The 24,435-nt window shown below is 38.1% G+C and carries 14 protein-coding genes; 3 read left to right on the top strand and 11 right to left on the bottom strand.

Features of this window, described 5'->3' with window-relative positions; genetic code table 11:
• The first annotated feature begins 15 nt into the window (after positions 1 to 15).
• From G6N06_RS04295 to dnaN, 3 genes are all read left to right on the top strand, one after another.
• Positions 16 to 447 carry a hypothetical protein gene (locus G6N06_RS04295; protein WP_240337971.1) on the top strand — a complete coding sequence of 144 codons (432 nt, stop codon included), beginning with the start codon at positions 16 to 18 and terminating at the stop codon, positions 445 to 447.
• On the top strand, positions 434 to 2,104 hold the full coding sequence (gene gldG / locus G6N06_RS04290; RefSeq protein WP_163514834.1) for a gliding motility-associated ABC transporter substrate-binding protein GldG: 1,671 nt from the start codon (positions 434 to 436) through the stop codon (positions 2,102 to 2,104). Before G6N06_RS04295 ends, gldG begins: the two co-directional genes overlap by 14 nt.
• Before the next feature lie 178 nt (positions 2,105 to 2,282).
• Positions 2,283 to 3,401 carry a DNA polymerase III subunit beta gene (gene dnaN / locus G6N06_RS04285; RefSeq protein ID WP_163514833.1) on the top strand — a complete coding sequence of 373 codons (1,119 nt, stop codon included), beginning with the start codon at positions 2,283 to 2,285 and terminating at the stop codon, positions 3,399 to 3,401.
• Positions 3,402 to 3,678: 277 nt separating this feature from the next.
• On the opposite strand, the gene G6N06_RS04280 is transcribed toward dnaN, so the two are convergent.
• From G6N06_RS04280 to G6N06_RS04230, 11 genes are all read right to left on the bottom strand, one after another.
• The gene (locus G6N06_RS04280; RefSeq protein ID WP_163514832.1) at positions 3,679 to 4,017 is read right to left on the bottom strand and encodes a DUF4870 domain-containing protein; all 339 of its coding nucleotides are present in this window, start codon (positions 4,015 to 4,017) and stop codon (positions 3,679 to 3,681) included.
• A gap of 145 nt (positions 4,018 to 4,162) precedes the next feature.
• Positions 4,163 to 6,451: a TonB-dependent receptor family protein gene (locus G6N06_RS04275; protein WP_163514831.1), complete on the bottom strand. Its 2,289-nt coding sequence runs from the start codon at positions 6,449 to 6,451 to the stop codon at positions 4,163 to 4,165.
• A gap of 307 nt (positions 6,452 to 6,758) precedes the next feature.
• Complete coding sequence (locus G6N06_RS04270) at positions 6,759 to 7,766, bottom strand: LacI family DNA-binding transcriptional regulator (protein WP_163514830.1); 1,008 nt, start codon at positions 7,764 to 7,766, stop codon at positions 6,759 to 6,761.
• A 153-nt stretch (positions 7,767 to 7,919) separates the two neighbouring features.
• Entirely contained in the window at positions 7,920 to 8,681 is a 762-nt protein-coding gene (locus G6N06_RS04265) for a glycoside hydrolase family 16 protein (RefSeq protein ID WP_163514829.1), read from the bottom strand.
• Complete coding sequence (bglX, locus tag G6N06_RS04260) at positions 8,678 to 10,978, bottom strand: beta-glucosidase BglX (protein ID WP_163514828.1); 2,301 nt, start codon at positions 10,976 to 10,978, stop codon at positions 8,678 to 8,680. Before bglX ends, G6N06_RS04265 begins: the two co-directional genes overlap by 4 nt.
• A complete protein-coding gene (locus G6N06_RS04255; RefSeq protein ID WP_163514827.1) occupies positions 10,979 to 12,622 on the bottom strand; it encodes a glycoside hydrolase family 16 protein in 1,644 nt (547 codons plus the stop codon).
• Between the two features lie 17 nt (positions 12,623 to 12,639).
• Positions 12,640 to 14,730, bottom strand: coding sequence for a PKD domain-containing protein (locus tag G6N06_RS04250; protein ID WP_163514826.1), 2,091 nt, complete (start codon positions 14,728 to 14,730; stop codon positions 12,640 to 12,642).
• A 12-nt stretch (positions 14,731 to 14,742) separates the two neighbouring features.
• Positions 14,743 to 16,242, bottom strand: coding sequence for a RagB/SusD family nutrient uptake outer membrane protein (locus G6N06_RS04245; RefSeq protein ID WP_163514825.1), 1,500 nt, complete (start codon positions 16,240 to 16,242; stop codon positions 14,743 to 14,745).
• An 18-nt stretch (positions 16,243 to 16,260) separates the two neighbouring features.
• Positions 16,261 to 19,407: a SusC/RagA family TonB-linked outer membrane protein gene (locus G6N06_RS04240; RefSeq protein ID WP_163514824.1), complete on the bottom strand. Its 3,147-nt coding sequence runs from the start codon at positions 19,405 to 19,407 to the stop codon at positions 16,261 to 16,263.
• 237 nt (positions 19,408 to 19,644) lie between these two features.
• A complete protein-coding gene (locus G6N06_RS04235; protein WP_308469743.1) occupies positions 19,645 to 22,449 on the bottom strand; it encodes a helix-turn-helix and ligand-binding sensor domain-containing protein in 2,805 nt (934 codons plus the stop codon).
• A 125-nt stretch (positions 22,450 to 22,574) separates the two neighbouring features.
• Positions 22,575 to 24,431 (bottom strand): family 43 glycosylhydrolase, encoded by a 1,857-nt coding sequence (locus G6N06_RS04230; protein WP_163514823.1) that lies wholly within the window; start codon positions 24,429 to 24,431, stop codon positions 22,575 to 22,577.
• Positions 24,432 to 24,435 lie beyond the last annotated feature (4 nt).

Genomic DNA, 24,435 nt, shown 5'->3' with positions numbered 1-24,435 from the left:
TTGATACTTCTCTTCATGAATACGATAGATAAGCGCAAGTGGATCACCATTCCACTCAGCATTGTTATAACACCATTTGTGTATTTCTATGCATTTTATCCCTTGTTAAACATCTTCAGTAGTTATCACCACGAAAAGTATTTTGACACTAAGGTTTGGCTAAGCAATCCTGGATTTCGTTATGAAATGTTTGATAATGTATTGGAAACCGATACCCTAATGGGCAAATCCAAAGAAACCGTAACCGAACTTTTAGGCACCTATGAATGGTTGAGTTGGGATGACGCCAACAATGGACATGATGAAAACAAATGGAATTATGGTCTTGGTGTTCTACCTGGGGCCTTCAACAGTAAATCAGAAGCCGTTGAAATTGTATTTGAAAACAATAAAGTAAGTCAATTAAACCACTATCAACAAGCCATTAAATTTGATGCTAAAGAATAAATCGAACCTCATAAAAACAGTCCTTGTCCTTATTGTGCTGATCGTCTTAAATTGGATTGGCACTAAGGTCTATAAACGTTTTGATCTCACCCAAGATCAGCGTTACACGCTATCTAAATCGGCATTGGCAATTGTTAAAGATGTCAAGTCGCCGTTAATTGTTGATGTGTTTCTGGAAGGCGAATTTCCTTCGGAATTTAGACGTCTTAGAAATGAAACCGAACAGTTATTGGAGGAATTTTCTCTGAATAACCCTCATATTAAATTCAATTTCATCAATCCTTTGGAAGATGAAAAGTCACGCGATAACAATATTGAACAATTAATGCAACGCGGGCTCGAACCCTTGCAATTGAGCGTAAACATCAGTGGCAAAACCTCCCAAGAATTGATATTTCCCTGGGCATTGGCAAGTTACAATGACCAGACGGTCAAGATTCCACTTATAAAAAATAAAATTGGTGCGACGCAGCAAGAAGTCGTCACCATTTCCATTCAACATTTAGAATATGCGTTTGCAGAGGGATTTCAGAAATTAGTAACTCCAAAAAGTAAAAAAATTGCCATCTTAAAAGGAAATGGCCAATTGGAAGATAGATATTTGGCCGATTTTCTTCAAACGGAAAAAGAACATTATTTCATCGCCCCATTTACGTTAGATAGTGTAGCGACCAATGCTGAAGCTACCTTGAAAAAACTCAATGATTTTGATCTTATTATTTCGGCAAAACCAACTGAGGCCTTCACCGAAGAAGAAAAATTGGTTCTAGATCAATTTACGATGAATGGTGGAAACAGTCTATGGCTTACCGAAAGCATTTTGATGGATAAAGACAGCCTCTACAATGATGAGGGTCGCGGCATTGCTCTTATCAACGATCTTAACTTAAATGACTTTTTCTTCAAATACGGGGTGCGGATCAATCCCGTAATTGTCAATGACATGTACTCTGCTCCCATTACTATTGCTATGGGTGAAGGAAGCAATGCACAATTTCAACCTTTAAAATGGCCATATTCGCCCTTGGCGGCCGGGAATCCAGAACATCCGATTACGAGCAATCTGAACTTAGTGAAATTTGATTTTGCCAGCCAATTGGATACCTTAAAAAGTAGCACCACTAAAACCATATTACTTCAAAGTTCCAAACTCACCAAACTGGAAGGTGTTCCAAAAGAAATCACCTTACAGATTGTTACCCAGGATCCAGATCCTTCAACTTATACTAAGGGACCTCAAAATTTAGCTGTTTTATTGGAAGGTCAATTTACCTCGGTATACAAAGACCGGATCAAGCCTTTTAATAGCGCTTTAAACAAAGATTTAAGTCCAGACACCAAGATGATTATCATTGCCGATGGAGATGTCATTAAAAATGATGTCGTCAAAAACCAGCCTCAAGAACTGGGCTTTGACCGATGGACCGGACAGAGTTTTGGCAATAAGGAGTTTTTATTGAATGCTGTAAACTACCTATTAAGTGATGGCAACTTATTGAATGTGCGCACTAAGGATATTAATATTGCTTTTTTGGATGCCCAAAAAATAGAGGATAGGAAAACGCAATGGCAATTGATTTCTATTGGATTACCCTTGTTAATCTTGGCGCTATTTGGACTAGTATTCAATTATGTCAGACGTCGAAAATACGCATAAAATAACAAAGTAATTTATATGCGATTTTGAGGCTTTGAGTATCTGTAAAGAAATCATTAATTTCATAGCGACAATACACAAACTGTTAATAAAATTGTATAACTAAGACTCACGAGTATCAGTTTATTAAAATATCTTTGCTTTGTCTAATAATATAACATACAAAATAAACAAATACATGAAGTTTATCGTATCAAGTACCTATTTGCTCAAACAATTACAAGTGTTGGGTGGTGTCATAAATAGCTCAAACACCTTGCCTATCTTGGATAATTTCTTGTTTGAACTTAACGATTCCCAACTCACTGTTTCGGCAAGCGATCTAGAAACCACAATGTCATCTATTATTGACGTTGAAAGTACCAGTACGGGAAGTATTGCATTACCCGCTCGATTACTATTGGACACTCTTAAAACATTTCCAGAACAACCACTGACCTTTGTCGTTGAAGATAACCATACCGTTGAAATCAGTTCTAACCATGGTAAATATGCCTTGGCCTATGCGGATGGAAATGAATTTCCAAAGGCTGTAGCTTTAGAAAACCCAAGTACCACTACGGTGATGGGAGATATTTTGGCTACTGCTATTAGCAAAACTATATTTGCAGCAGGAAATGACGACTTGCGTCCCGTAATGAGCGGTGTGTTCTTTCAATTTTCAACCGAAGGACTGACATTTGTCGCCACTGACGCGCATAAATTGGTGAAATACACACGTGAAGATGTTACCGCAGATCAGGTGGCAGAATTTATAATGCCAAAAAAACCTTTAAATCTTTTGAAAGGAATTTTAGCGGGTAACGAAGATGCTGTAACTATTGAATATAACGAATCCAATGCCAAATTTACTTTTGAAAACTCAGTGTTGGTTTGTCGATTGATTGACGGGAAATATCCAAATTACGAAGCAGTAATTCCGAAGGAGAATCCTAATAAGCTGACTATTGATAGAATTCAGTTTTTGAATTCTGTTAGACGTGTCAGTATCTTCTCCAATAAAACGACACATCAAATACGATTGAAAATTGCTGGAGCAGAGTTGAACATTTCTGCAGAAGATATTGATTATAGCAATAAAGCAGAAGAGCGTTTGACTTGCGATTATCAAGGTGATGACATGCAGATCGGATTTAACTCACGTTTCTTGACAGAGATGTTGAATAATCTTGGAGCGACGGATGTACAGCTTGAGATGAGTTTACCAAATAGAGCAGGAATCCTAACCCCTATTGATGGACTTGATGATGGCGAATACGTTACCATGTTGGTGATGCCGGTAATGTTGAACAACTAACCAACCAATTCCTGCGAAGGCAGGAATCTCAGGTTTAACAGACCAATAGTCTTAATAAATTACAAAACGCCTACCGTAAACAAGTAGGCGTTTTATGTATATGAGATTGAACCAGCACTTTATAATTATTATAACTAAAAACGCCTACCGTAAGCAAGTAGGCGTTTTATGTATATGATATTAAACCAGCACATTATATTTATTAAAACTAAAAAATGCATATTCCAACTACTTGAAAAGGCATTTTTAACCTGAGATTCCCACCTGCGTGGGAATTTTAGGAAATAAAATTAAAAGATAGCGGGTATTTCGGCGTTTCTCCATTGCTGGCTTTGATAGCATTTACAACAGGGAATACTATAGCGATAATCCCTAAAGCAATAAATCCTAAAATCCCCAATCCAAACAATAAAATCAGGGGTACGCAAATAATGCAATAAACAATCAGGCTTAACTGAAAGTTGATGATGTTTTTGCCATGGGTATCCATCTGATATACCTTTTCCTTTTGGGTCACCCAAAGAATTAAAGGTAGGATCAAACTTCCAAAACCTGTTAATAAAGTAATCAACTGGCTTAGATGTGTAATGACGATCAATGTTCTGTCTTCTCTCATTTTGATGGTGTGTTTTAGATGTTAATAAATTGTGTTCATCTTAAAATCATCTTTACGAGGACCTAAAAGAAGTTCGGATTATGATGATTGTTTTGATGATTGATGTAACTATATGACGATCAATAATCAAAAATGTTACATCTTTTTAAAAATGATAATTTAACGAAATACCTCCATAATAATTTCGAGGATTTCCAGGATAGTAATAGCGTGGTTCGGAATTATCGAAACCGGTGGCATTGATAAGAATAGAAGATGCATATTTAGTATCGGCAAGATTATTGACTCCAAAAATGAGTTTAAAATTCAGATTTTTAAAGAGTTGACCAGAATAGTCGATTTTTAAGTTTATGAGATTGTAGGCGTCGCTATACAGACTATTGGCATCGTTCATTGGCATTTCTCCAACATAGAGATGATTGATATAGAAAGCCAAATTATAATAATTTAAAGTCATTCCTGATGCCAGCGATACATTCGGAACCCCTGTGAGGTCGTTGCCTGAATAATCAACATCCTCGCTTATAAACTCTTTAAATCTGTGCCAGTTAAAAGCAGCGTTGACGTATGGTAACACATTAATTGCATCTGTTAAATGAAATTTATAATCGGTTGATATTTCCAGTCCTTTGTGTAAGGTGCGTCCGGCATTTCTACCAATATATTGGTCATCTCCCACTCTCTGGGCAACCAATAAATCCTGAATGTCCATAATGTAATATGAGGCCATGATATGCCATCTCTTTTCAAAGAAATAAGCGTCACTCCCAATTTCATAATTAAAACCTTTTTCTGGACTAATCTCTGGATTAATGACACCATCAGGCGTCAAAGTCTCCTCTAAACTGGGATAATTGAATCCATAACCCACATTTGCATAGACTTGTTGATGTGGGGCGAAATAATAGGACAGGTTGACATTTGGCGCCACAATAGCATCAAAATTCCTTGAGGCACTCTTATCAGCTTCTTCAAGATTGAATTCGTCCTGAAAATCGTATTTTGTTTTGTTATAATTAACCCCAATCTGAAGCGCTACTTTTTCCAATACAGGAAGTGTGATACTTGAAAACACATTCAGTTGTGATCTGTTTTCGCGATTATCGCTTAATAACTCGCCTTCCAAGCTTCCGTTTCCATTGTTTGAAGCATAACGGTTTTCAATAGTTTTCCAATGGAATTCATCTTTGAAAACTTCAGTACCAAAGTTCCATACGGCCTTCCTACCTAAAAAGTCAAAATTGTTGGTAAAAACGCTCCGTAAACCAAATCCATTGGTAAATTCATCCAAGATGTTAAAAGGGCGGGGTTCATAATGATCGTTATAAGTATAAAATAAACTGGTGCTGTTTTCGAAATTTTCAGAAAACTTATAAGTTAAGTTTAGCCCAACCAAACTGTTCTTATCGGCTTCGTAACCTTTGGCTTGTCCCCAGGTAAATGCCGCTTTTGTTGGGTTTTCCAAATAATCCGTTTTTCCTATCGAGCTCGGAATCTGTGCCGTATAATTTGTATGATTAACCAATAACGAAATCTGGGCTTTGTCACTTAACTTATAACTTGAATTCAAGAAATATGAGTTTCTATTATACCGTCCATTCTCCCGATATCCATCCATTTCCAAATGGTCATAATTAAAATGGAGTGAAAGATTCTCATCAGAAAAACTTGACGACGTGCTGTTTTTAAACAAACCGAAAGACCCTACTGTAGTCCTATTATCGATTGAATAGCCTTTTGATTTAGGATATTTGGAATTTAGAAGTATCGTTCCGCCAAGATTGGTGCCGTACAAAGTGCTTTTAGGACCTTTAATAATTTCTATAGATTTCAAATCTTCCGGATCATAGGTATCCAATGCCGTTTCCCCCACACCATTGGTGATTGGAATCCCATTAAAATAGGCTTTAATTTTATTGGTCCCGTATAAGGTGCGTGATCCAACCCCGCGTATCGTAATCCGATTTGTGTTTATTGCAGCACTTTGGATATAAACACCCGAAATTTTATTTAGGCCATCTACAATTGCCACTGGACTTTGTTGATCGAGCGCTACACTTGTTACTGTTGACGATGGAATAATTAAGTTGCTTTTTATTTCTAATGGCGCATTGATCAGCACTTCACCAAGTTCTTCAATTTCAATCTTTGCTCTCAGATAAAATATTTGATCGGTTTCAGAAAACACGTGTTTTCCAATTTGATAATTGGGATGTTCCAATTTGATATTCAGTGGAAGCTCCAAGTCATTTGGAAGCACAAATTGGCCGTTGATATCCGTTTTGGAAACCACCCGATTTTGATTAACCACAGAGACATTGGGAACGGGAATTCCTTGTTCGGTTTTAACAAATCCCATTAGCTCCTGTGCTTGGAGCAGATTAAAAAAAACGATCATGATGGCCATAACCGTTTGTAAGAATAAAAATCTCATCTTCATTATTATTTATTAAACCTGACTTTTCAAAATGCTAGTGTCAGTAGCATTATTACCGAACCTATTTTCCTGAAGTCTGGCATTTAAGGCAATAGAAGATTCAAAAACATTTGAACCCTTGTCATCTGAAAAGGAGCCTTCCAAATAATTTTCAGGCTCGATTCGTTTTCAATTGTCAAATGTAACAAAGTATATTCATAAACTATCAGAAGTCGGCTATCCGGATCAACTTAGAGGTTTTATTCTTCCAGTCATACTAATGTATAAAACACCAAATATTAGTATGACCTGAAGAAACAGATCGTTATTTAGTGGTGCCTCTTAAAACCAATTTGGTCTTAATCGTTGTCGTCACGGGTTCTGATTTGGATTTTTGATTTAATCTATCGACCATAAGTTTTACGGCAGATTTGCCAATATCAAAGGTATGCTGTGAGATCGTGGATAATTTGGGCTCTGTAAACACCAATACATTGTCGTCAGAAAACCCAATAATCGATAATTTTTCAGGGATTTTATACCCTCTTTTTAGGGCTTTATGTAAGGCCACAACCCCCGAGGTATTATCGACGGATAAAATACCATCCACTTTTTTATTTGAGACAAACAAATGATCAACAACCTTTTCCAAATCATCAGCTTTGGTTACGGAAATGACAACAGGTTCCTCTTTATATGAAACATCTTCTTGCAAAGCCTTGAGATACCCATTGGTTCTAAGTTTTCCGACACTCAGTTTTTCAATATCGCTAATGAGTACAATATGCTTCCGTCCTTCATTTAACAAATGTTTGGTGGCCTCATAAGCTGCACCAAAATCGTCTATAATGACCTTATCGCACTCGAGATCGTCACATACCCTATCAAATAAAACCATGGGCATGCCTCGGTCTAAAACTCTTGAAATATGATCTGTTTCGTTTTGTTTCTGGGTTTCTTCGGCTATGGACATGATAAACCCATCAACACTTCCGTTTGATAGTAATTGCAAACTGTTTTCCTCTTTCGACAATAGTTCATTGGAAACGCAGGTGATGATATTATAACCTTGTTTTGATGCTTCCATCTCAATGGCATAAAGTGCTTTTGCAAAAAAATGATTGAGGACATCTGGAATTATCACGCCCAAAGTATTCGTTTTATTGCTTTTAAGGCTCAACGCCATTTTATTGGGTTGGTAATTGAGATGCTTCGCCAATTCTTTAACACGTTGAATCGTATCTTTACCGATTTCCGGGCTATTGTTCAAAGCTTTAGAAACTGTGGATACTGATACATTTAATTGTTCAGCTAATTGTTTGAGCGTTACCATGGATATTTAAAATTAAAAAAGAGTATACTTTATAAAAGTACACTCTTTATTTCTAATACAATATGGTTGCTCAACTTTTTAACAACTTTATGGAATTCATCTTGCTATATCCTTTCGCTAATTGAGAATACAGCTTGTTTGACGGTTGCCTCTTTAGTTTTTAAACACTTTTACATAATCAATACTAAATTCTTGGGGGAAAATGGAATCATCAACTTCCGGTCCTCCAAAATTTCCACCCACAGCAAGATTGAGCAATAGATAAAATGGTTTATCAAATGGCCAAGTGCTATCGTCTTTTACTTCTGGTGAAAATGTATAGACTAAAACACCATCAATATAAAACTTGATAAAGTCTTTTGTCCACTGACATTTGTAGACGTGAAATCCGTCTTCAATGGTTTCTATAGTCGTGACTTGTGTGTTTATTGACTGACCATGACTGTCTGGCGTGTGCAAGGTGGTGTGAATTTCGTGGGGATTCTTGCCAACATATTCCATAATATCAATTTCACCAGAACTAGGCCATCCTACTTCTGAAATATCGTTGCCCAACATCCAGATAGCAGGCCAAACACCTTTGCCTATTGGTAGTTTTGCCCGCACTTCAATCGTGCCGTATTGGAATTCTATAGTTTCCTTAGTGTTTATCTTACCAGAAGTATAAGTGGTGCCATCATACTTTGCGGTTAACACAAGGTTTCCATCTTTTACTTCGACATTTTCCTTGGCATAGATTTGTCGTTCATTATTTCCCCATCCACAAAGGTCAGGACAACCATCGCCAAGTTCATAATTCCAAATGGCCTCATTCAATTGGTTGCCATCAAAATGCTCCTCCAAGATAAGTTCTTGCGATTGCGCCGTATTGAATAAGGCGAACATAATGATGAAGATGGCGTTGATCAATTTCATTTTAATTCGAATTTCGAAGTTAACGTAGCATCAGAACTGCCTCCTACAAAAACACTGAAAGTTCCTGGTTCCACAATATATTTTCCGTTATTGTCATAGAATCCCAATTCTGCATGTGACAATGTAAATGTTATAATCTTGGATTCCTTCGGATTCAATTCCACCAATTCAAAACCTTTTAACTCCCGTACAGGTCGGGTGACACTGGCAAATTCATCTCTTAAATATAATTGGGCTACTTCCTTTCCTTTGACATCACCCGTATTGGTCAATTTGACAGAAACGGTCACCTTATCGTTTGAAACCACCTCAACTTTTAGATCACTATAACCAAACGATGTGTAGCTCAAACCATACCCAAATGGATATAAAGGTGCGTTACTCACATCCGTATAATGTGACCAGAAGACCTCTCCTTGACCCGGATCCAATGGTCTCCCTGTACTTTTATGATTGTAATAAATTGGGACCTGTCCAACGTTTTTTGGGAAGGTCATTGGCAATTTGCCACTCGGGTTATAATCGCCATAAAGCACTTGCGCAATGGCATGACCACTTTGAGTGCCCAAATGCCAACCTTCTACAATTGCTGGAATATGCTCATCAGCCCATTCAATAGTTAATGGCCTCCCGTTATTGAGCACCAAGACAATGTTCTTATTGGCTTTATAAACCGTTTCCAACAATTCTTGCTGAACACCAGTAAGACCTATTTCTGAGCGACTTCTACCCTCTCCAGAGTTTAGACCATGCTCACCCAATACCATCACCACTACATCAGCGTTTTCCGCAGCAGTTACAGCCGCAGAAAATCCGCTTTTGTCCGAAATGTTAAGCGTCAATTCTTTAGGGAAAAGTGTCTCTCCAGTAACAACATCGGCACCCTTTTCGTAAATTAACGTATTGCCTGTGTAGGCCTGCATGCCTTCCAATACCGATACCGCAGTTTCATCGTCGGCAGCAATTCGCCAACTGCCCAAGGGACTTGTTTTATCGTTGGCCAAAGCACCAATCAGAGCTATTTTCTGACCATTCTTTTTCAGTGGCAATATATTATTTTCATTCTTGAGCAAAACAATAGACTTTTTTGCCATATCCAATACAGCATCCTGAATTCTCTTGCTTCCGATCACTTTCTTTTCAACGGTTTCATTTAAATATTTGTACGGATCATCAAAAAGTCCGAGTTCATATTTTACTCTAAGAATTCGTTTTACCGCATCGTCAATCAAGCTTACATCAACACGACCTTCGTTAACAAGACTTGCCAATTCATTGACATAGGCGTAAGATTCCATATCCATGTCGGCTCCTGCATTTATAGCAAACTCAGCTGCTTGACGACGATTCTCAGCATATCGGTGTGCTATCATTTCATTAATGGAGCCCCAATCGGTGACCATAAAACCGTCAAAATCCCATTCATCTTTTAAAATATCACGTTGCAAAAACGTACTTCCTGTTGCAGGAATTCCATTAAGCTCATTAAAAGCATTCATAAACGTTCTCACTCCTGCTTCTTTTGCCGCCTTAAAAGGTGGCAAAAGTACATTATACAAGGTTGAAGTACCCACATCTACGGTGTTATAATCTTTACCGGCCTCAGCAAATCCGTAGCCCACAAAATGCTTTGCACAGGCAGCAATAGTATTTGCCAATGACAAATCATCCCCTTGAAAACCTTGTACTCGCGCTACGGCAATCAAAGAAGCCAAATAAGGATCTTCTCCCGCACCTTCCATGACTCGTCCCCATCTTGCATCACGGGAAATATCGACCATTGGTGCAAAGGTCCAATTAATACCAGAGGCAGCAGCTTCTTCGGCGGCTACTTGTGCGGATAGCTTTATCGCTTCCAAATCCCAACTTGCAGCTTCAGCAAGCGGAATGGGACTGATGGTTTTATACCCGTGGATGACGTCAAATCCGATAATCAACGGAATGCCCAAGCGCGTTTCTTCAACTGCAATTTTTTGGACTTCCCTCACTTCTTTGACACCTTTTACATTAAGCATTGAACCTACCAAGCCTTTTTTAAGATGCTCATACTTATGGGCCGCATCTCCTTCAGAAGGAACTGGGCCAGTCACATCCCAAAAGCCATTGTATTGGTTCATTTGGCCAATTTTTTCTTCTAGGGTCATTCGAGCCAATAGTGCATTTACCTTCAAATCGATGGAATCGACCTCCTTAGGATAAACCGTGTTTTGGTTGCTACTTTTAGCATTTGCTCCTCCACAAGAGACCAAGATACCTTGGAGGCCGCTTATAATCATTAAATAAAAAAACTTCTTCATTTATTGGTACACTTTTACATAATCAATTTCTAATGTCGATGCCGTAAAATTTGGATCGATTGCTCCTCCAAAATTACCGCCCATGGCAACATTCAGAATCAAAAAGAAATCTGCGTTGAAAGGTGTTGCGGCGCTGTTTGGAAACGTATGGTACACCTTATCATCAACTAAAAATTTGATAAATTCTGGTGTCCATTCTACACTGTAGTTATGGAATTCGGTTGAAGCCGTTGGAACATTAGTAGTTTTACCAACACCGTTACCACCGGAATTTCCGGTGTAATGTAAGGTAGAATGAATGGTGTTTTGATCGTTGCCAACATGTTCCATAATATCAATTTCACCACAGGCAGGCCATGTCAGCGTCGTGTAATTTTGTCCCAACATCCAAATGGCCGGCCAAGTACCTCCTCCTGAAGGAAGTTTTGCCCTGACTTCCACTCTACCATAAGTAAATGCAAATATGCCATCGGTTTTTATTCTTGACGACGTATAGCCTCCATTCTCAGCCTTGGCCGTAATCTTTAATATACCATCTTCAATCTTAACATTATCGGGACTATTGGTATAGGTTTGCGATTCGTTATTGCCCCAACCATTATCACCTCTCCCAAGATCATAAGTCCACTTCGTAGGATCTGGCGCTCCATCTACATCAAAAGTATCTTCCCAAATCAAATCGTTATATATTGTGCTGAACTCGTCGTCCTGTTTAGGTTCTTCAGATGTAATGATAAACCACCAATTAAAATTACCGTTTCCATCTACTGTGGTCAAAAGCAATTCATTAGGGACCGATCTATCAAAAATTCGATATTGATGGTTTCCACCAACATAATAACCAATAAAACCAAGCCCAGAAAGTGTAATGGTTTCTGCTCCACCTGGGGCACTAATTTGCCAATTTTCAGTATAATCGTTATATGGATAGTTGAATACATCATCACCTTCTACAGTGCCACCACCAGGACCACCCAACTCATCGACCAAATTTTTACGTCCAAATACAGTACCGCTTGTATCGGTGACAGGGTCATCGTTGGTGTTATTGGTAATGTGGGTAAAGGTGCCATCACTATTAAAAATATAGCGATCGTCATACATGCCAACGCCAGCTTTTTCTTCTGGACCAGCACCGTACCATTCGGATGGAATATTTCCACCCACAGGGCCAAGTCCGAAATGGCCCGCTTTTTCTGATTTGATGCGCCAAGTTTTACTGCCATCACCATATAAAAGTTCCAACAAATCCGCTGGAGGTGAATAATCAACGAATACCTCGACATCTATAGAAGTTGAACTGGAAATTCCACCAGTACCATAGGCAATAACCACCACTCGATAGTTGAATATTCCAGAATTTGGGCTCGTAAATGGAATGGATGCAAAACCAGATGGTGTCAGTTGCTGACTTTCTGGGGCGATAATTTTATAGGTTAGCGCATTATTTGCACTGGCCTTAAAGTTGACCACCCCACTTCCATCTCCATAGGGATGTTCAGCATCTGCTCCAACGATTTCGGCACTTACCTGCAAATTTGAGGGTGCTATGATATCACCCATGGAAGCATCGTCTTCTTGACACCCTACCATCATTATGGAGGCAAGGAGGAAAAAGACATGTAAATATTTTAGATTTTTCATACTACTATTTTTTTCTTCTAATTGTGAAAATAAAGATTATCTATATAAACGGTCGCTCCTGATGACTCAAAGAGCAATTGTGTAATTCCTGAAAGATCCGTTGTAAAATCTGACAAAGGTATGTCTACACTGACCCAACTTCCGTTGACCACCGTTGACACAAATTTTATATCTTCCTTTAGTGGATCGCCATCACCATAACCGCTTCCGGTATTCACCAATTTCAATCCCAATGAGGTCGCATCTGGAGTCCAATAGTCAAAATGGACATGGGTCATTGCAGATACATCTGTTGGATTGTCATAACTGGTAACGATACCTGTATAGTTTAACAATTCGTATTTCCAGGTATTGTTCCCATCAATAACCACTTCTGTCAATTGCGTTGTTTGTGACCAATTAGGGTTCAGTTCGCTGATGCCCACACTGGTATAAGCGTCACTGTAAATTGAAATCACATTGGCTGCAGCTAAGGTTGGGGTTGGCGCTGCCGCCTCAGGCTCTGATGAAGCTGAAGAATCTATATAGAAATAAAGATTATCTATATAAACAGTCGCTCCTGATGACTCAAAGAGCAATTGTGTAATTGCTGAGCGATCCGTTGTAAATTCTGATAAAGGCAGTGCTACACTGACCCAACTTCCAGTGACCACAGTTGGCACGTATTTTATATCTTCCTTTAATGGATCTCCATCACCATAACCGCTTCCGGTATTAACCAATTTCAATCCCAATGAGGTCGCATCTGGAGTCCAATAGTCAAAATGTACATGGGTCATTGCAGATACATCTGTTGGATTGTCATAACTGGTAACGATACCTGTGTAGTTTAACAATTCGTATTTCCAGGTATTGTTCCCATCAATAACCACTTCTGTCAATACCGTTGTTTGTGACCAATTTGGGTTCAGTTCACTAATGCCCACACTGGTATAAGCGTCACTGTAAACTGAAATCACATCGTCTGCCGGTAACGTAGGGGTGGGTGCCGCCGATTCAGGTTCTGATGGACCTGAAGGATCTTTATAAAAATAGAGGTTATCAATGAATATGGTTCCTCCAGCAGGAGTTCCATCAAATTTAATTTGGTGAATGTCATTCATGGAAAGACCTTGACTTGTAAATTCAGACAGTGGAATGTCGTAACTGTTCCACTGACCTGCGACAAGATCCATTTTAACCAATTTTTCGCCGGTAGCGACACTTATTGGGTAAATATCCAACGCCATATTTTCGTCAGCAGTCCAAACATCAATATGTAAGAATTCCATCTGAGAAGCATCTGCGGTAGCACCAAACTGAATCCCTTGATAATTTAAATTTCCGTATTGGATGATATGATCTCCATCGATATCAATTTGATTGTAAGTTGTTGATTGACCCCAATTAGGATAAAAATCTGTTCCCGCAATATTTTCATAGGCATCGCTGAATATGGAAATGACATCAGTTGCTGCTCTATTGGGCTGTGTTGGTGCGGCCTGTACAGGCTGCAAAATCTCGATGACCTCAAATTCTTCTGTATATGAAGTAGTTTCAATGGCCGCACTGAATGCTGTAATAGTTATAGTATAAATACCTGCCTCTTGATAGGTGTACGTAGTGGTGTCATTAATATTCGACATCACCGGGTCGCTGCCATCACCAAAATCGACACTATAACTCAATGCGAAATCTGCAGTAGCGGTAACATTGACTGTTTTGGAGATAGTCCCATCATTTTCAATGGTCACCATTAAATTTTGAGGGGCTTTAAAAGATACGTCTATCTGTTGGTTTACTGTAGTTGAAAGCCCATTAAGACCATTGGCGGTAATAGTTAAGGTGTAGGTGCCTTCTTCATATATGTGCTTCAAACTTCTACCCGATGGTATCACCCCAGACGGATCTGAACTATCTCCAAAATCCACATTAAAGGAGACTGCACCATCACCTATTGGGGTAATGGTAACCGCTCCAGTATTATCTTGACTTACAGTCACTGAGGCTGACACGTTTGATGGCGGAGCAATCTTGTCTACAAAATCTGTATTGACATCATCCTGTGAACAACCTAAAATGGTTAACACTATAAGACTTAAACTAAATATATATTTTACTGTTTTCATGTCGTTATTTTTTTAGTATCCGGCATTCTGAGTTAAACCAGAAATGTCTATTTCTCTTTGAGGAATTGGAAAAAGTCCTAAAGTTGCCGGATTATAACCTCTACTTCCTAAAACATCGGCAGCCTGTCCTGTTCTCACTAAATCGAAAAAACGATCGCCTTCCATACCTAACTCTAAGCGTCTTTCGTTCCAAATTGACTGAACTGTTGCAGTAACTCTGTGATTTTCATCACCAAAGGCTCTATCCCGTACTCTATCTAAATAGGTTTGTGCCAATGCTTGGTTTGGAGATGAGGCTCTTAAGTTTGCTTCTGCTGCCATTAACAACACTTCAGAATAGCGAATAGTACGTTGGTTGTTTTCATAGTTCAATTCCACCTGTCCGCTGGTTTGACCTTTTCTTGGCAAATACTTTTTATTGTACAAGCCGGTATTTTTATACGGTGCCACCTGATACGTAATATTTAAACTCGGATTGTTAGTGGCGTAAGCCTCAACATCAAAAGTAGTCGCATCTTTTCTTTGATCGCCATCTTCGTATGCTGCTGCCAAATCTTGAGTAGGTAGATTAGTACTCCAGCCAGAATTATAAGGCATTTCGGCTGTACCATTAAACCCTCTAACTCCACATTGCTGAACTGCATAGTTTCCTTGACCTCTTGTTTGACCGCCCCAATTATAATAAGGCTGTCCGTTAGAGTACTGAACTTCATAAACAGATTCTGGGCCGTTTTCTCCCGATAATAAAAAGATATCATCAAAATTAGGAACCAAACTAAACGGACCATCTACAACACTTTGAAGTACTGGAACTGCTTCGTCAAATTTCTCTTGATATAAATACACTTTGCCCAATAAAGCTTGGGCAGCATATTTTGTAATTCGCCCTTGCTGTGATTGTGAAGTTGGCAACACACTAATGGCGTGAATCAGATCCTTTTCCATTTGTGCATACACTTCAGCTTTTGGAGATCTTTGTAACGTACCAAAATCTGAAAGACCTAATTTATGGTCCGTAAACAACACGACATCTCCGAACATTTTAACCAAATTGAAATAATAAAAGGCTCTTAAAAAGTGAACTTCTCCATAAAGTGCTTCTTTACCTTCAAAGTTTACCGTGTTACCCAATAGATTAACATCTTTATAGGCTATCAAGTAGTTGGTCCTGTTCACTCCTTCGTACGCCGACAACCATAAATCCTGTAACGTGCTGTTATTGGTCAATATAGCGTAATCATCAATTTGTTGTAATGCTACAACGTCGGAAGCATTTTCACCACCTGCTACGGCATTATCCGAAGCAATATCTCCAAGAACGATCACCTGGTTTAACCATTGTGTTGGTGTATAACAACTTACTGCCATGGCCTGATAATCAGCTTCTGATTGCAAATAATCCCTCTCTGTGACCTGATATTCATCATGAGGATCAAAATCTACCACATCTGAACAACCCAAAAAGATCGAAAGTATGATGATTAATCCTATACTATTTTTTATACTTTTCATACTAATTTATTTTAGATGTTAAAATTTAAGGTCTAAACCAATTAAAAATGTTCTTGCTTGTGGATACGCTCCTCTATCGATACCTGTATCCAAAATACCTCCGGCAATTTCAGGATCATAACCTGTATATTTAGTAAGTGTCAATAGGTTTTTGGCTTGGGCATAGATCCGTACTTGACTAAATCCTGCATTTAAGCTTTCAGGAATGGTATAACCTAAAATCAAACTTTTAATTTTGATAAAACTTCCATCTTCCACATATCTATCGGAAGGCCTAATATTACTGTTCGTATCGGCAAAAGTATAGCGCGGGTTTTTGGCATCATTGGTAGTTCCTTCTCCGGTCCATCTATTTAAAATGCTCCTATCTTTGTTGGTAAACTGAGCGTTCCGTTCGTAGGCTCGGTAAATATCATTACCAACTGATGCGTAAGTAAACATGTTTAAATCGAAATTCTTATAGTCAAAACCTAGGTTCCAACCGATATTAAACTTAGGAAAAGGATCTCCAATCTTGGTTTTATCATCATCGTTAATAATACCATCATTGTTAATATCCACAAACCGAATATCTCCAGGCTGTGCTCCAGGCTGTGTGGCATGAGCATCAACTTCGGATTGGTTTTGAAATAAACCATTCGTTTTATATCCGTAAAAATAACCCGGTGTATAGCCTTTTTCGAAACGTGTGGCCAATTGGCTTTGACCATTAAAATAAGAACCTCCTGCTATAAACGCCGTACCGTCTTTGTTGGTTGCGGTCACTAAATTCTTTGAGGTTGTAAAGTTGAATGAGGTATTGAATTTTAACTCATTAACACTACTATTTCTATACCCTATAGTTGCATCTATACCTTTACTTTCCGTGCTTCCAATATTGGATTTTACAGGTTCTGAAGTACCCGCATACAGTGGTGGTGCTTCTGTAAATAGCAACCCGTCAACCGATTTATTAAAATAATCTACACTTAACGATAAATTGTTGAACAAAGTAGCATCAAATCCTATGTTGTATTGCGTTTGTTCTTCCCATCTTAGGAAGGGATTATTAAACGAATTCACAGTTGCACCAGATACAAACTCGGTTCCGAAGGTATATCCATTACTATTTGCTGTAGAATTATAACTCGGACCACCAATGGTAATACTAACATATTGTGGATCTACGTTTTCGTTTCCAACGGTACCATAACTTCCTCTTAATTTCAAGAAGTTGATGGCGTCATAATTGAAGAAATCCTCGTTGGTGATTACCCAGCCTAAAGATCCTGCGTAAAAGTTGGCAAATTTATTGTCTTTACCAAAAGCAATCGACCCATCGCGACGTGCAGAAAATGATGCTAGGTACTTATTTTCATAATCGTAATTTACCCTACTAAAGTAAGATAGGTTTCTTCGTTCCAAATACTGAAAACTATATCCTGTATACGCATTTGTATTTAATTTGGTGTTGACACCCGTAGCTGCGCTTATATCTGCCCAAGCCCAAGAATTATCCCTGACATCCTGTCTTGTAGTCCCCATTTCATTTCCTGTAGATTTACTGGTAGAAACCCCCAGAACAAGGTCAAAATTATGGTTGTCCTTTAAAGTAAACCCATAACTCGCAAATGTTTCGAATGTATAATTGAAATTCGAATTTTTTCTTTCAGTGACACTGTTGTGGAACGACGGAATTATGGTTGTTGTGCCATCGCCATTGTCAACCTCCTGTGTCTTAACAGTACCGTCTGGATTGTAATCACTGGATACGTTGTTCGGTCCATAATATGCTAATGGGGAAAAACTTTTACTCGCTTGGTCCCATTTGGTATAACCAAATCGAGAGGTTATTTTAAGCCTATCCAAAATGTCATATTGCAATTCAAGCTTACCATATAACTTATCTCCATTATTTTCGTTATAAGTGTCTTCTAATCTTTGAACCGGATTAAATATTTCAGACAACAACAAGTTACTATAACCATAAGATGCAAAATCATTAGGATCTGTATTATACGGAGAAACCGTAGGATCAAAGTTAATGGCGTTGCCAAGAATAGAGTTAAAGGAGTTCTCTGCAACAGATTGATTTTTAATGTTTGCGTAACTTGTATTGATAATAAATTTTAATTTAGAAGATAATTGAACATCAACGTTCGCCGTGAAATTCAATCTATTAAAATTGGATTTATCAATACCACCTACAATACCTCCTTGTCTTAAATACCCCGTAGACAAAAAATAACCTACCCGCTCTGAACCTCCTCGAGCAGAAAGCGTATAAGAGGATATTTGGGCATCTTTAAAGATTTCATCCTGCCAATCTGTACCCATTCCCAAAGTAGAAATATCAGGAAAAATTAAATTGCCTCCTGATACCACACTACCTTCATTAATGATGGTTGCATATTCTGAAGCATTTAAAAGCCCAACTTTTCTATCTACAGATTGAAAACCTGTATAGGCATTAAATGAAAATTCAGTTTTTTCATTGTTTCTACCGCCCTTAGTGGTCACAACAATGACCCCATTACCACCTTTAACACCATATATGGCTGTTGAAGCCGCATCCTTTAAGATGTTTATGGATTGGATATCCGCAGAATTTATTGAGTTTAAATCATATAAAGTCTGTGGTACGCCATCAATAATAACGACAGGGTCTGTACCTGTAAACGAAGGAATACCTCGCACCAATACCGTTGGTTTGCTTCCTGGAGACCCACCTTGAATAACCGCAACACCTGATGCAGTACCTTGAAGGGCCTCTTCCACCCTTAATGGTTTTAGGTTTTCAATGGTTTCTGACTTCACCGTTGAAATCGCACCAGAGACATCTGTAACTTTTTGCGTTCCATAGCCAATGACTACAATTTCATCAAGAGCTTCGGCGTCTTCCCGTAACATAACAGTTATAGGTTGATCATTCAAAACCATTACTTCTTGATTTTGATACCCTACATAAGAGAATACCAAAATTGAATTGATGCCAACAGCATCAATATTGAAATTACCATCAAAATCAGTAGAAGCACCTTTTGAGGTATTCTTAACAATGACGTTTACTCCAATAAGAGGTTGGCCGCTTTCTAAATCCTTTACAGTTCCTTTAACATTAACTGTTTGACTAAATGCTAAGGTTGTTGATAGGAGAATTAAAAATGAGAGAAATTTTGTTATCATAGTTTAAAACTTTATGGTATAAACTTAGACAATTCAATTATTAAAAAAATAAAAGTCACCACAACAATGAATATACATCGCATAAAATCAACATATTATTTATTATATATGCAAAAGAACCCCCACAGACCCGCTAATTTAACTGTTTTTAAAATTTGTTACGCAAACGTGATAGATTTAGCAAAAATCAGGTTGTGTTGTGGTAATGTATGGGTGATATTTTGAGATGTAGTAGGACTACAATTCCAGGATGTAATTTGTTAAGCTCGTTTCATGGGGTAAATCCATTTTTTTACGCAATCTATATCTTTTTACTTCTACACTTCTATGTGAAATATTCAATAAAGGGGCAATTTCTTTAGAAGTGAGATTTAGCCTGAGATAAGCACATAGTTTGAGGTCATCTGGAGTCAATTTGGGATGTTTGCTCTTTACCTTTTTAAAGAAATCCTTATCAGCATTGTTGAAGGCTTCTTGAAAGAACTTCCAATCGTCCGTAGTATTTATATTCTTATCAATAATCTTAATGACCGGTTTCACACTTTTCTGATGATCGGTGTTTTTTAGCTCATCCTTGATTTGATTTAAAAACTCATTCTTTTTTATTAAGCTCATGGTTGATATTGCCAATTCCCTGTTTTTGTTTTCTATATCCTGTTTGAGTTTTTCGTTTTTGAGCTGCATCAGTTGCTGTTCGGTCTCGAGTTCTTTTAATTCCAAGTCGCGTTTGTTCTTCAATACCAATTTTTCCTTTTGTTTTTTGTAATACCGTTTATACAAGTAATGGATCAATATACCCAGAGCAATTAAGATTAATAAATAAAGAACAACCATTAAATTGGAAAGGTACCATGGCTTGGCAATTTCAAATTGGTACACCGCCTCATTGTTGGATAAATTATTCCCCACCTTTGAGCGTACCTTAAAAGTATATGGACCATAGGGCAAATTTTTAAAAAGCACAGAAGGCTCTGTAGACCATGAACTCCATTCGTTATAGTAACCCATGAGTTTGTACTGATATTCTGTTTCCAAATATTTGTTGTACTGAGCAACACTATAGGTAAATTGAAGGTTGTTTTCATTATTCTCAAATTTGGCAGGTTTGGTAATGTCCGCTGAAAAAACCTCACCATTGATCGCATAATTAGAAATGGAATTAATGGCAATATCGTAGGCCTTAAGGTCTATTTTATTGATATCTATAATAATATAACCTGAAGAGGTACCAATGAGATAGTTGCCGTCTGTCAGAAAAGATATCGTTTCATACCCGGTCATTTCCTTTCTCAGGGATTTTGGCAGAGGAATTCTTGTTATAATGGGTTTATCACTAAATTTACCTGGAGACACATAGGAAATGTTCTTATTTGAAAAACTCCATAGTCTATCATGTTGAGGATCTGAAATCAATTTGCCAGAAGTGTATTCTCCCAATGGAAAAATATTAGTCAATAAACTATCTTTCTCAAACTGCATTTTCTGTTTGTCATATACGAATACTCCCTTTTCATAGCCATATAGAATTTTATCAAAATAGGTGACCAAACTTGAACCGAAGCCTTTTTCAACAGAAGCATCTTCCGAAACCGACTCTACTTTAGTCCAATCTTTATTGGTTGAAATTTCAAGAACCCCCTTGTATTCGTGGCTAACCAAGAATCTGAGAGAGTCAACAACCGCAAAATACTTGGACGACATATTGAAGCCTTCCAGTTTATTCTTATATGACCATTGTCCATTTTGCCGATGTAGAAAATGGAGCCCATTATAATTACCTTGAAGGACCAGATTTTCATTATTGAGAAATGGTTGCATATCCCAAGTACCTGGAATTGACGCTATCAATTGGGCCTCTCCACCCTTGATGATAAAAGTTCCTAAATTATGACCACAAAAGAGCGTATCCCCTATTTCTTTTAAACTCCATACCTGACCCTTGGTGCCTTCAATAAATTTAAAGTGATCATTTGAAGTCACCCCTTTATAAAATAGTCCTTGATTGGTGCCTAAATATAAGTTTCCGTTTAAAAGTATTGACGTATAAACGGTACCCAGATCGCCATTTTTATCGTTATAGATACTTAATGCCGATTTTAAATTGAGGCAATTGATTCCATTGTCCAGAGCCAACCACACATTATTATTGCTGTCTTCAAACAGACCCAATACTGTATTGTTTGAAAGACCGTCGGCCTGATCAATTGTATAATCGATAGTTCCGGATTGGTTCAAATAAACTATGCCGTTGGAAATGGTTCCCAATATAAAGTCGCCGTTTTTAAGTCTGATGCTGTTGTAAACACTGAGGCCATCGATTATTTTACTGGCGGGTATTTCCCAATCAAAGAGCTGCCCATCTTTCCATATATAAAATCCTTGTTCTTGGGTCTGAATCAAGAGATCGCCATTGTGATTAAACATATTGACGATGACATTCATTACAAAGATGTCATGATCAATCCAAAGAACTGATTGTCCACTTTCAATTTTATATATACCTTCTCCATAAACTTGATAATAAACAGTGTCATCCACTCTGAAAATTTTGGTAATGGTGCTCTGCGTGTTTATTATTTTAACACTGCGTTTTATTAAATCATATATATATATTCTATTTAAGGACTGGAAGAGAACATAGTGATCCATGGACAAAATGTTCCAAAACTGCTCGTCTTCGATAAGCGGAACGTCCAAATCATCAGAAATTGAGGTATAATCCAAGCTACCGAACTCGTTTCGTTTCCAATAGCCAAAATTCATATAAAATCCGGTATAAATCAGATTATCAATTGCCTTTACCGATCGCAAAACAGATTGGTTTGGTGTAGGATACAATTGCCAATTGGCTCCATTGTACTCAAGAAGCCCTTGATTATTGGCAACATATACATACTGTTCATCCGATTGTGATATGCTCCAATTTTGGTTTTCAGCAGCGTATTGTTGTGGCTGAAAAGTTGTGATTGGAGGCAATTCTTGTGCCATCAGTACGGTTGACAACAAGAGTTGTATATATAAAATGATGATTTTAATTTTCAAAATTGAAGCTTTCCTTTGTGTGACCTACAATATAAGTTGAAATTACAAATTCCAAACTATAAAGCAAAAGTTTTAAGGCCATACAATGGAGTGGCGGACGCTAATGTATTTACAAAATTTCCCTTTTACTCTATAAAAACAAGATCACTTCGCTCAGAAATCCCGTTTTCATTGAATGCTTCCACTTGCAAATAATACGATTGGTCCGTAGTCAATGCCCGCAATTCATAATCTGGATGATCATACATCATGGCACTAAGATTCAGTTTGTCTTTTTCAATGCCCCAATATATCACATATCCCGTGGCATCTTTGACCGCATCCCAAGATAGGTTGGCGTTGCGTCTATCTTTTTGTCTAGCCACTTTAAAATTGGAAGGTGTTTGAGGTTTGGCCTCCTTCCCTTTTCCGAAAATCCGCAACTCTGAAATGGCCAAATACTTGTTGGTACAGAATACGTGATTATAACGGATATAACGTGCTTCGACCGAATTTTTAAGTTCGATATAGGCATGTGGGATATCTCTTGTGTTTTTTGAATAGTCCACAACTACCTCCCAATTTTTTCCATCCAAAGATGATTCAATGACGAATTGCTGTTTGATATCGTCTGGTCGCCCAAAAATTACACTGTTAAAATCTTGGAAATTTATCTGAAGCGCGTTCACCTCCATCGGTTTTAATAAATCCATCTCAATATAAATGGAATCATTATTGCTCTCGGAAACCCAATAACTTCGGATTTCCTCATCGTTTATCCTATTGATATTGAAATCCTTGATCTGTTCCTGCATATAACCTCCTTCACTTTCGTCAACCACATTGATTTCCTTTTCTACCAATGGCGAATTGGTTTTTACAGGTTTTTTATAGGACAATAACATCCATCCCGTAAAACGTTCCTTATGGTTTTCCACCTTTGTATCTGGAAGATAGTGTGGGTAATCGCCATAAGCGGTATTGACATACATTTGGCCATTCTCTTCAAATCCTGCCGGGTACATTCCCAAACGTCTTTCAAATTTAAAATTCACGGAGATGGCCATGGTTGAATAATGCCAATAATTGCCATTGTTGTCTTTGACCGTGCTACCGTGACCCGAGCCTTTCAAAAAGCCACCCGGTTTATATGAAATAGGATTATAGGGCGCATATTCAAAAGGTCCAAGCGGATTCTTACTGGTATAGACACCATCGGCATAAACGTTCCATTGCGTTCCAGGTGCGCCGTATTCGAGATAATAGATGCCGTTATGTTTTACCATCCACGGTCCTTCAATAAAGGGTTTTAAATCAGATCTATGATCCTGTCCAAAACGCTCCCATCCGTGTTTCTCTGGGTTAAGATTGAACAGATCAACTTGTTCTCCCAACGGGATATAATAGTTTTCAGGATCTAACTCAATGCCGCGAATTGGCCATTTGTTGGAGGACTCCTCATAGAGGTAAACTTTCCCATCATCATCCACAAACAAATCTGGGTCCTGGGTACCGTGTGGCATATTGATGACTGCATAATTGGTTTTCCAATCGCCCAATTCTGGATTGTCAGTTTCAATAACCGCTCCTCTTCCCGATGGATCTCCCAAAACAATAATTTTACCATCCTTCACTGCTGCGGCTGGCGCATTGGAGCCGTTAAAATACCAACTTTGAGGCTTTATAAATGTCCAGTTGCTCATATCGTCAGACGCCCAATAGCCGTGCGATCGTGTGACGAACATATAAAAACGCCCTTTAAAGTTCACAACGGCCGGATCAGCTCCTGAACGATAGGAAACGTTATTCTTGGCGCGATAATGTGACATATAGGAATAATCAATATCTATGGGGTTACAATAGGTTGTAAAATTGTTTTTGGTGTTTTCAACGGAATTCCCGGTTTGGGTTTCCTCCAGAATCTTTTTATCATCTGTACTTTCCTTACAGGCAACAACTACGACTAGCGCCAAGCACATACTTAATGTTTTGAATGTATTCATGATA

This window comes from Gelidibacter japonicus (genome assembly GCF_010725055.1).
Classification (GTDB): Bacteria; Bacteroidota; Bacteroidia; order Flavobacteriales; family Flavobacteriaceae; genus Gelidibacter; species Gelidibacter japonicus.
Note: the sequence above shows the minus strand (reverse complement) of the source record. Positions and strands in the feature narration are given on the sequence as shown.